Raw genomic sequence first — 10,227 nt, 5'->3', positions numbered from 1 at the left:
GGCCCGGCCCCCGCACCCGGCCCCCTCCGGAGACCCGGCGGCACTGGTCGCGGCGGCAGCCTTCCGCGCCCGTCCGCCCGGGTGGAGCACGGCGATCGGGCACCGGGCCGCGGCGGCGTTCGACCAGGAACTGGCGGCGCTGACCGCCGTGCCGCGGGCGCGTGCCGTGCTGCTCCTCGCCGACGCGAACGTGATCGGCCAGCAGGTCGGCAGGTCGGCGCGGACGACGCAGGGACGAACGGATGCCGAAAGGTGACAAGCAGTGATCGAAGGCCCTGAACCGGCCGTGAGAGGTCCCAAACTGGTCTCGGTGCACGCCTCCGATCCGTTGACCGCGGCCGGAATCGGAGCGCTGCTGCGCGGCCGTCCGGAGTTCGTGCTGCTGTCGAAGCAGCGCGAGGCCGAGGCGGACGTGACCGTGCTCGCGGCCGACACGCTCAGCCGCGACTTCGTCGGCACCCTGCACAAGCTGTCGCGGCGCACCCACGCGCGCTTCGTGCTGATCCTCAACGACCGCTGGGGCGCGGACCTGTTCACGGCGGCCGAACTGCGGCTGGCCGCGATCGTCCCGCGCGGCGAGATCAGCGCGGAGCGCCTGTGCCGGGCCATCCTCACGGTCAGCCGCGGCGGTGCCGAGTTCCCCGCCGAGATGCAGGGCGAACTGCTGGTCCAGATCAGGGCGCTGCAACGTGACGTGCTCGGGCCCCGGGGGCTGAACTCCCACGGCATGGACAGCCGCGAGGTCGACGTGCTGCGGCTGCTCGCCGCCGGTTGCAGCCTGCGGGAGGTCGCGGACGAGCTGTCGTATTCCGAACGGACCATCAAGAACATCCTGCACGCGCTGATGACGCGCCAGCGGCTGCGCAACCGTACCCACGCGGTCGCGCAGGCCATCCGCAAGGGTGTCATCTGACGGGCATCATCGAGGGTACGAACGGGCAAGGTCTGGGCCGATCCAGCCCTTACGGCGGGCGTGCGCCCGATCCTGGAACGACGGCCTCGACGCCGGTGAACGAAGGGGACGTGATGGTAGCGGGTCGGCAGCTGACGGTCGCCGCGGGCGAGCGGGGCTGTTACAGCACCATCGGTGCCGCGCTTGCGGACGCCCGCAACGGGGCGATCATCAGGGTGCGGCCCGGCCACTACGAGGAGAACCTCGTTATCGAGCACGTCGTGACGATCACGGCCGAGGAGAATCGGGGCAGCGTCAAGGTCGCGCCCCGGCACGGCTGCGTCGTCCGGGTGCTGAGCGAGGCGGTCAAGCTCACCGGTCTGGTCCTCCAGGGGAACGACGAGGAACTGCCGGCCGTCGACGTGCCACGGGGGCAGGCCGAGTTCGACGACTGCGAGGTCGTCGGTTCGTCGTGGACCGCGATCCTCAGCAGGGCGCAGGGTTCGCTGGCGATGCGCGGCTGCCGCGTGACCAACCCGGCGGGCGCCGGGATCGTGGACACGTCGAGCGTCAGCAGCGTCATCGAGAGCTGCGTGATCGAGCACCTGGCGACCTCCGCCGTGGTGATCAGCGAGCGGGCCAATCCCACCGTGCGCAACTGCGTCCTGCGCGACGCCCGCGGCAACGGCGTGTGCGTCAACGGCCAGGGGCGCGGCACCGTCGACTCCTGCGAGATCTCGTTGACCGACCAGCCCGGTATCGCGCTGGAGGAGAACAGCACCACCCGCGTCACCGGCACCACGGTCCGGGACTCCGAGGCCGGGGTCTTCGTCAGCAGCCAGTCGCAGGTGACCATCGAGGACTCGGTGTTCTCGGGCACCGCCGGCTACGGGCTCACGCTGACCGGCGGCACCGACCCGGTCGTACGCCGCTGCCGCTTCGAGCGGACCGGCAACCACGGCGTGCACGTCGCGGCGAAGTCCCGCGGCCGCTTCGAGGAGTGCGCGATCCGCGACCCGCAGGCGGCGGGGGTCTGGGTCGGCGGCGCGGCGAGCCCGACCTTCACGCGCACGACCGTCAGCGGCGGCACCGACGTCGGCATGCTGCTCGACGAGGAGTCGGCGGCCGAGGTCGACCGGCTGGAGGTGCGGGACGTCGTCGGCCAGGGGGTCAGCGTCCGGGGCGGCGCCAACCCGCTGCTGCGCCGGCTGGACATCCGCGGTGCCAAGGGCCACGGCCTGGAGGTCGTCCGGGACGGTCGCGGCCGGGTCGACGGCGGCGAGATCTCGGGCGTCGGCCAGGCGGGGATCAGGATCGCCGACGGCGGCAAGCCGCACATCGCGCACGTGACGTTCGCGGCGGGCGCGGGCGTGTCGGTCGGTGGGGGCGGCATCGGCTCGTTCCGCGACTGCGAGGTCGTGGACGCGGCAGCCGAGGGTGTCACGGTCGAGACGGGGGGCGAGGTGACGCTGACGCGCTGTCTGGTGCGGTCGAGCACCAGCCATGGCGTACTGCTCGCCGCCGGTGCCCGTGCCACGCTCACCGGCTGCCGACTCACCGGGAACGGCGGCGACGGCGTCAGGATCGACTCCACCGAACCCGTGGCGCTGGTCGGGCTGGAGAGCACGGACAACCGCGGTTCAGGGCTGCGGCAGACCACGCCCAGCGAACGGCTGTCGGTGGAGAACCTCACCAGCCGCGGCAACCGCGCGGCCGACGCCCACGGCACCGCGACGGCGATCGCGGCCGCCGAGGAGGAGATCGCCGCCGTCGCCGGCCCGTTGCCCGGCCGGCCGCGCAGCCCGCTGGAGGAACTCGAGGCACTGACCGGCCTTGCCGGTGTCAAGCAGCAGGTCGCCACCCAGGTGAACCTCAACAAGCTCGCCGAGCGGCGGGGCCAGGCCGGCATGCCGGTGCTGCCGATGAGCCGGCACCTGATCTTCGCGGGTCCCCCCGGCACCGGCAAGACGACCGTGGCGCGCCTGTACGGCGGCATCCTGGCCTCGCTCGGAGCGCTGCGCAGCGGTCATCTCGTCGAAGTGTCGCGGGCCGACCTCGTCGCGCAGATCGTCGGCGGCACCGCGATCAAGACCACCGAGACCTTCGAACGGGCGATCGGCGGCGTGCTGTTCATCGACGAGGCGTACACCCTCAGCGCCCAGGAGAAGGGCCCAGGACCCGACTTCGGCCGCGAGGCCATCGACACGCTGGTGAAGCTGATGGAGGACCACCGCGACGAGGTGGTCGTCATCGTCGCGGGCTACTCCGACGAGACGCGGACGTTCCTCCAGACCAACCCCGGTCTTGCCTCGCGGTTCAGCCGCACCATCGAGTTCGAGGACTACGCGCCCGCCGAGCTCGTGACCATCGTCGGCTCGATGTGCGCGAAGCACGGCTACACGCTCGGCGAGAGCACGGAGGACGCGCTGGCCACGCTCTTCGCCCGGCTGGTCAGGGCCCCGGCCTTCGGCAACGGCCGCGCCGCGCGCAAGGTGTTCGAGGAGATGATTGACCGTCAGGCGTCACGGCTGGCGGAGCAGGCCGAGATCAGCGTGGACGACCTGGCCACCCTGCTGCCCGAGGACGTCGAGGAGGAGAGATCCGCCGGCGGGTCCGCGGACGCGGACGAGCGGGCTCGCAGTTCCGCACTCCTCGCCGACTTGCGCGCGATGATCGGTCTGGCCGAGGTGAAGTCCGGGGTCGAGGACCTGGTCAACCTGCTCAACGCCTCGCGCAGACGCGCCGAGGCAGGGCTGCCGGTGCCCTCGATCAGCCAGCACCTGGTGTTCGCCGGGCCGCCCGGCACCGGTAAGACCACCGTGGCACGGCTCTACGGCGAACTGCTCGCGGAGCTGGGCGTGCTCCGCCGCGGCCAGCTCGTCGAGGCGGCCCGCGCCGACCTGGTGGGCCGCTACATCGGCCACACCGCCCTCCTCACCCGAGAGGTGTTCGATCGCGCGCGCGGCGGTGTGCTGTTCATCGACGAGGCGTACACGCTGACACCCGCAGGATCGCCGAGCGACTTCGGCCAGGAGGCGGTGGACACCCTGGTGAAGCTCATGGAGGACTTCCGCGACGAGGTCGTGGTGATCGTGGCCGGCTACCCGGAGGAGATGGCCGGGTTCCTCGCCTCGAACCCCGGTCTCGCCTCGCGCTTCACCCGGCACGTGAACTTCGCGAACTACACCGCGGACGAGCTGGTGGAGATCACCAGGCGGAACGCCGTCGCCAGCGGGTTCGAACTCACCCCCGAGACAGTCGAGGAGCTGCGGGCGCACTTCGAGGCCGCTCCGCGCTGCCGCACCTTCGGCAACGCGCGCTACGCCCGGCAGTTGCTCGAGAGCATGATGACGGCGCAAGCCGGCCGGCTGAACCGGATCGAGCTGCCGACCTTGGTCGACCTGAGCACCCTGCTGCCTGACGACGTTCCGGCCGTGCAGAGTTGAGCGGGATGAACGGGTCACACCGCCCCCGGCGACGGACCGTGCCGCTGCTCGGGACGGCCGTCACGGCGCTGCTCGGCCTCGGGACGCCGTACGCTTCGGCCGACTCGTTGCCGCACATCGCCCAGGAGTTCACCAGCGGCCAGAGCTGCGTTCGGGCCACGAGCGCGAACGCCCCCGGCATGTCCTGGCCGTCGCTTAGTTACGACCTCGGCGGCACCTGGCAGTTGAGCCAGGGCTCCGGCGTGACCGTCGCGGTGATTGACACCGGCGTGGCCGCGTCGGGCGTACCGCAGCTGTCCGGGCAGGTCAGCGACGGTCCGCGCATCAAGGGTCCCGCGGGCACGGACTGCGTGGGGCACGGCACGTTCGTCGCCGGCCTGATCGCGGGGCGGGCGGCCGCCACGGGGTTCTCCGGTGTCGCGCCGCGGGCGCACGTCCTGTCGCTGGCGGTGACCGACGACCAGGGCGCCACGACCCCCGCACTGATCGCCACGGGCATCGACGCCGCCGTCGCCGGTGGCGCGCGGGTCATCGACGTCTCGGTGCCGACCGCGACCCCGAGCAAGGCGCTGGCCTCTGCGGTCAAGCGCGCCATCGCGGCGGGTTCGCTGGTGGTGGCGCCCGCGACGTTCGACGGTCAGTCGCGCGCCGGACTCGTGTACCCGGCCGCCTACCCGGGCGTGCTGTCGGTCACCGACACACCGGCGGACGGCTCCGCCGCCGCCTCGGGCACGCAGGTGGCGGGCGCGCCCGTCGACCTGGCCGCCCCGGGCGACGGCGTCACAGGACCGGGCCCCGGCGGCGGCGGTTTCAGCGCCGACGGCCCCAGTTACGCGACGGCGTTCGTCGCGGGTACGGCAGCGCTCGTCGACGCCTACCGCGGCCCCACCTCCCCCGCCCGGCTGATCCAGCGGCTGGAGGCCACTGCCGTCCATCCGGCCGCCGCGCTGCCGGACGCGTCGCTCGGCTACGGCACGGTCGATCCGCAGGCGGCAGTGTCCGGCGTGCTCAGCGACCGGGCCGCATCCCGGCACGCCGCGGCGGGCGAGCGGTTGACGCTTCCGCCACCACGCCACCGGACCGCCGGGCGGACCGCGCTCCTCGTCGCCGGCGGCACCTTCACTGTCGTCGTACTGGTGGGGCTCGGCGCGTTGACCGCCACCACCAGGCGCCGGCGTCTGGGCCAGTCCACCGACGACATCGACCCGGATGGCACGGCCCCCGACGCGAACCTGGACCTGCCAGCCCCGCGCCCCGAGGAGGCTCTGCGCCATCCGGCGCCGGACCCGGCACCCGGCTCGGAGTCCCCGGGCACCCTCGACCCGTCCCTCGGCGGCGCGCCCTCCAGCCGCTGACCCCCGTCCGGCGGATCTCTGACCTGTCCCCGCTGCCTTCGGCAGGAGGTGCCCCGGCGTCGTCGCCTCGGCCATGGCCGGCCCGCTGGGAGGACGACGCCCGGCGTCCCGAAGCACGGCACCGGACCCCCGCAGGCCGAGCCGCCCGTGTCCACCGGGCGGGACTCCTGAGCCGGGGGCACATCCCTCCCCACGACCGCCGTCCCCACGCACCGGACCGGACCGGGGCCGAACCGGCCCGGCGGCAGTCAGCCACGGCCACCCCGCCTCCCCGCTCGGCCCGGAGATACCGCACCCTCGCACCGAAACGACGCGGCGTCCGGCCGAAAGCCGCCCGGCGCACCACCGGGCCGCGCGCGGAGCCGGGGCGCGGCCGACCCACCGCCGGAGCGCAACGGGCCACCACGCCACGCTCCGCCGGAGCGGAACGCGGCGGCCCGTGCCGTCCGTACGGCGTGGCTTCCCTGGCGGGACCCTCAGTGTTCGAGGACGAGTCCCGCCCCGTGCGCGCCCTCCGGCAGCATCGCGGTCTGCACCTGAAGGGATCCTCGCCTGGTGATGTACTGCGCCCGGCCGGGCGGTAGTCGCCGCGGACGCACGTCGCCGATCAGGTGGCCCTCCGACGGCGGGCAGGAGAGCAGCATCACAGGGGTGTTGACCTCGACCAGCCGCCGCAGCAGCGGATCGTTCATACCGCGCGCCGCGCCGTTCGCGCTGCGCGCCACCACGAGGTGGAGTCCCAGTTCGGTGCCCTGCGTCAGGTACTCCAGCAACGGCGCGAACGGGTTGTCGGAGCTGCCGACCATGTCGTAGTCGTCGATGACGAGGAAGAGTTGCGGGCCCGTCCACCAGTCGTGCTTGCGCAGCCTCGCCGGCGAGATCTCCGGGCCCGGCACGCGGCTGCGCATGGCGAACGCGGCGCCGTCCACGATGTGCCGCACCGCCTCGACCGACACGGCGTAGCCGAGCCGGTTCTCCTCAGGCACCACGTCAAACAGTTCACGCCTGAAGTCGACGAGCGCTACGCGCGCCTCGTCGGGCCGGTACCGCTCGGCCACCGCCTGACTGATCAGTTTGAGCAGGTTGGTCTTGCCGGTCTCCGCGTCGCCGATCACGATCAGGTGCGGCGACGTCTCGAAGACGTGCCAGAACGGCGCCAGTTCGTGTTCCTCGACGCCGAGCGCGACCCGCAGGTCACCTTCGGGCCGGGGCAGCGTCGCAGCGTCCAGCCGCAGCGGGAGCATCCTGACCGGCGGCGCCTTGGGGCCGTTCCACGCCTCGCTGACCGCTTCGACGAGGTCGGCGACGCCACTGCCGAGCGTGGCGGCGTCGCCGTCGGAGTCGAGCCGCGGCAGCGCGGACAGGAAGTGCAGTTGCTTCTCGGTCATGCCGCGCCCCGGCAGCTTCGGTACGGTCGCCGCGGCCCGCATGTTGATCATCGAGTCGACCGCGTCACCGAGCCGGAGCTCTAACCTTGTGCCGAGCTGGTCACGCAGCCCGCTCTGCACCTCGCCCCAACGCGTCGCGGTGACGACGAGATGGACGCCGTAGTTCAGGCCGCGGTTGGCGATCAGCGAGAAGGTGGGGAGCATGTCCATGAAGTCCTGGCGCATCGTGCCCCAGCCGTCGACGACGAGGAACACGTCGCCGTGCGGGTCGTCGGCCAGGTCGCCGGCCGCTCGCTGCTGCCGGAAGGTGGCGATCGAGTCGATGCCGCGCTCGGCGAAGTAGCGCTCCCGCCGGGAGATGAGCGAGGTGACCTCGGTGACGGTCCGCGCGACCCGCTCCAGGTCGAGCCGGCCCGTCACGCCGCCGACGTGGGGCAGCCCGACCAGGCCGGTCAGCGTGCCACCGCCGAAGTCCAGGCAGTAGAACTGCACCTCGCGCGGGGTGTGGCTGAGCGCGAGGCCCGCGATGAGGCTGCGCAGCAGGGTGCTCTTGCCGCTCTGCGGCCCGCCCGCGATGCCGACGTGGCCGCCGGAGCCCGACAGGTTCGCCATCAGCAGGTCGCGCTCTTGGTCGAACGGACGGTCGATCACGCCGACGGGCACGGTGAGTCGGCCCTGTCCGGCCCACTCGACCGTGGTCAGCCCGCGCTCCGGGTCGGGCGCGAGCGGCGGCAGCAACTGGTCGATCGTGGGCGGCACGTCGAGCGGCGGCAGCCACACCTGGTACGCGGGCGGCCCGGCGTCGCGCAGCCGGTCGGCTGCGACGGTCAGCAGCGTGCCCGCGTCGGTGTCCTCCTCTCGTTCGGGCGCGATCTGCACCGGCTCGCGCGGGATGACGTAGCCGGTGCCGTAGGGGACGATCTGCCCCGCGATCACGGCCTGCTCCACGTGCCGGCGCCGCCGGTAGGCGCCGGAGACGTAGGCGGCCTTGAATCGGGTCAGGGTCGTGGTGTCGGTCTTCAGGAACCCGTTGCCCGGCGCCGACGGCAACTGGTAGGCGTCGGGGACGCCCAGCACGCCGCGGCTCTCCATCGCGGAGAAGGTGCGCAGGCCGATGCGGTACGACAGGTGCGACTCCAGTTGCCCCATCCGCCCCTCGTCCAGGCGCTGCGAGGCGAGCAGCAGGTGCACCGCGAGGCTGCGGCCGAGCCGGCCGATCATGATGAACAGGTCCATGAACTCCCGGTGCGCGGCCAGCAGTTCACTGAACTCGTCGACCACCACGAACAGGGCGGGCAGCGGGGCGAGCGGGGCCCCCTCCGCGCGGGCGTTCTCGTAGTCGAGGGCCGAACGGTAGTTCCCCGCGCTGCGCAGGAGTTCCTGGCGGCGGATCAGTTCGCCGTGCAGGGCGTCCTTCATCCTGGCGACGAGGGACTCCTCGTCGGCGAGGTTGGTGATCACCGCGGAAGTGTGCGGAAGCGTGTCGAGGCCGAGGAACGTGGCGCCGCCCTTGAAGTCCACCAGCACGAAGTTGAGCGTCTCGGAGGAGTGGGTCAGCGCGAGCGCCATCACCAGGGTCCGCAGCAGTTCGCTCTTGCCGGAGCCGGTCGCGCCGATCAGCAGGCCGTGCGGGCCCATGCCGCCTTCGGCCGACTCCTTGAGGTCGAGTTCGAGGGGGGTGCCGCCCGCGGCGATGCCAAGCGGCACCTTGAGCCGGTCGGCGCTGCCGCGGCTCTTCCACAACTTGCCGACATCGTGGCCGAACAGGTCGTTGATGCCCAGCATCGCGGTCAACTCGAAGTCCGCGGCGAGCGGTTCCGTCGTCTCGGTCGACGCGCTCAAGCGGTGCGGCGCGATGAGCCGGGCCAGCGCCCCGGCGGCCGTCGGTGTCATGGCGTCGGGGCGGCACAGCGCGGTGCGCGTCTCCTTCCCCTCGCCGTCGTTGCCGACCAGGTCGATCATGCCGGGCTCCACCCATAGCCGCAGGCCCCGGCGTTCCGGGCGCCACTCCAGCGCCCCGTGCAGGTCGAGAACCGTCGAGTTGCGGTAGCTCTCGTTGGCCAAGCGGCTGCCCGCAGGCACCACGCCGACGTCGAGCAGCACGATCGTGTGGGGCTCGTCGCGGTTCGGCGACGCCTCGGGGTCGAAGGGCGCCCGCCCGGCGAAGTCCTCGCCGAGCAGCCGCTCCAGCTTGGCCACGCCGTCGGTGATCAGCCGCACCGCGCCGGCCCCGTCGGTCTCGCTGGAGTGCAGCGCGTGCGGCAGCCACTTGGCCCACTCCCAGTGCGCCTGGGACTGGGGATCGGTCACGATGACGATGCGCAGGTCCTCGGCGGAGTGGAAGGTCGCGAGCTGGCAGAGCACCGCGCGGGCGACGGACCGGATCGCGTCGGCGTCGCCGCGCAGCAGGATCCTCGCGTAGGCCCGCAGGTACACCGCGGTCGGCTGGTCCGGCACCGTGCCGTACGCGCGGACGAGCCGCCGCAGCGCGTGCGCGCTGAGCGGTTCGAGGTCCTCGACGGGCTTGGTGGTCAGCGGCGAGAGAGTCAACGCGAGCCGCTGCTGGCCCAGTCCGATCCGCACCTCGCCGAAGTCGGGGTGGGTGGTGCGCCGTTCCCACAGCCGGGTGGTGCGCGCCACCGACCAGAGCGCCAGCGGCTCCGGATGGCGCCAGGCCTCCGAACGGCGCTGCTGCTCGATGGCCTTGCGCACCTGCCGGCGGGTGATCGACAGGTAGCGCAGGTAGTCGCGCCGCTCGCGCCTGATCCGCCGCTTGCGCTCGCCGGCGGAGCGGATCATCTGGCTGGTCACCATGCCGACGGCGGAGACCACCATCAGGCCGATCGCCACGTAGCTGAGTGTGCCGCCGGAGCCCGGCCGGAGAAAGATCATCACCATCGCGAGCGAGCCGAGTGCCATCGGCGCGTAGCTCACCATCCCCGACATGCCGCTCGGGGTCTCGGGCAGATCGGGCGGCTCCTGGAGTTGCAGCTCGCCGCCCGGCATCGCGGGGCCCAGCCGCCGCGGCGGCCGGCGGAACAGGATGACGCTCAACGCAGATGGCCCTTCCCGGTCTTGAAACCGCGCCCGGTCCTCGGACCCGCGGCTGTCCGCTGATTGTCGCCCGGTGCCGGGGGCCGCCGACC

At 72.7% G+C, this 10,227-nt stretch carries 5 protein-coding genes; 4 read left to right on the top strand and 1 reads right to left on the bottom strand.

The genetic code is table 11. The features are described 5' to 3' along the window. The 4 genes from V7E46_RS15925 to V7E46_RS15910 all read left to right on the top strand — a co-directional run. A partial coding sequence (locus V7E46_RS15925; protein ID WP_333769029.1) for a hypothetical protein occupies positions 1-256 on the top strand: 256 nt, incomplete at its 5' end. Between the two features lie 6 nt (positions 257-262). Beyond that, on the top strand, positions 263-913 hold the full coding sequence (locus V7E46_RS15920) for a helix-turn-helix transcriptional regulator (RefSeq protein ID WP_333769028.1): 651 nt from the start codon (positions 263-265) through the stop codon (positions 911-913). Positions 914-1,026: 113 nt separating this feature from the next. Further along, the gene (locus tag V7E46_RS15915; protein WP_333769027.1) at positions 1,027-4,338 is read left to right on the top strand and encodes a right-handed parallel beta-helix repeat-containing protein; all 3,312 of its coding nucleotides are present in this window, start codon (positions 1,027-1,029) and stop codon (positions 4,336-4,338) included. Positions 4,339-4,343: 5 nt separating this feature from the next. Next, positions 4,344-5,693 carry a S8 family serine peptidase gene (locus V7E46_RS15910; RefSeq protein ID WP_333769026.1) on the top strand — a complete coding sequence of 450 codons (1,350 nt, stop codon included), beginning with the start codon at positions 4,344-4,346 and terminating at the stop codon, positions 5,691-5,693. Positions 5,694-6,169: 476 nt separating this feature from the next. Here the strand turns inward: V7E46_RS15910 and eccCa are convergent, their stop codons facing one another. Beyond that, on the bottom strand, positions 6,170-10,135 hold the full coding sequence (gene eccCa, locus V7E46_RS15905) for a type VII secretion protein EccCa (protein WP_333769025.1): 3,966 nt from the start codon (positions 10,133-10,135) through the stop codon (positions 6,170-6,172). Between the last annotated feature and the right edge of the window lie 92 nt (positions 10,136-10,227).

Origin of the sequence: Streptomyces sp. IBSBF 2435 (genome assembly GCF_036815005.1) — a bacterium.
Taxonomy (GTDB): Bacteria; Actinomycetota; Actinomycetes; order Streptomycetales; family Streptomycetaceae; genus Actinacidiphila.
This window is presented reverse-complemented; position numbering and strand designations above follow the sequence as displayed.

Excerpts from the sequence above, each read along its gene's own strand:
- V7E46_RS15915 (WP_333769027.1), top strand. The coding sequence starts at position 1,027 with ATGGTAGCGGGTCGGCAGCTGACGGTCGCCGCGGGCGAGCGGGGCTGT.
- V7E46_RS15910 (WP_333769026.1), top strand. The coding sequence starts at position 4,344 with ATGAACGGGTCACACCGCCCCCGGCGACGGACCGTGCCGCTGCTCGGG.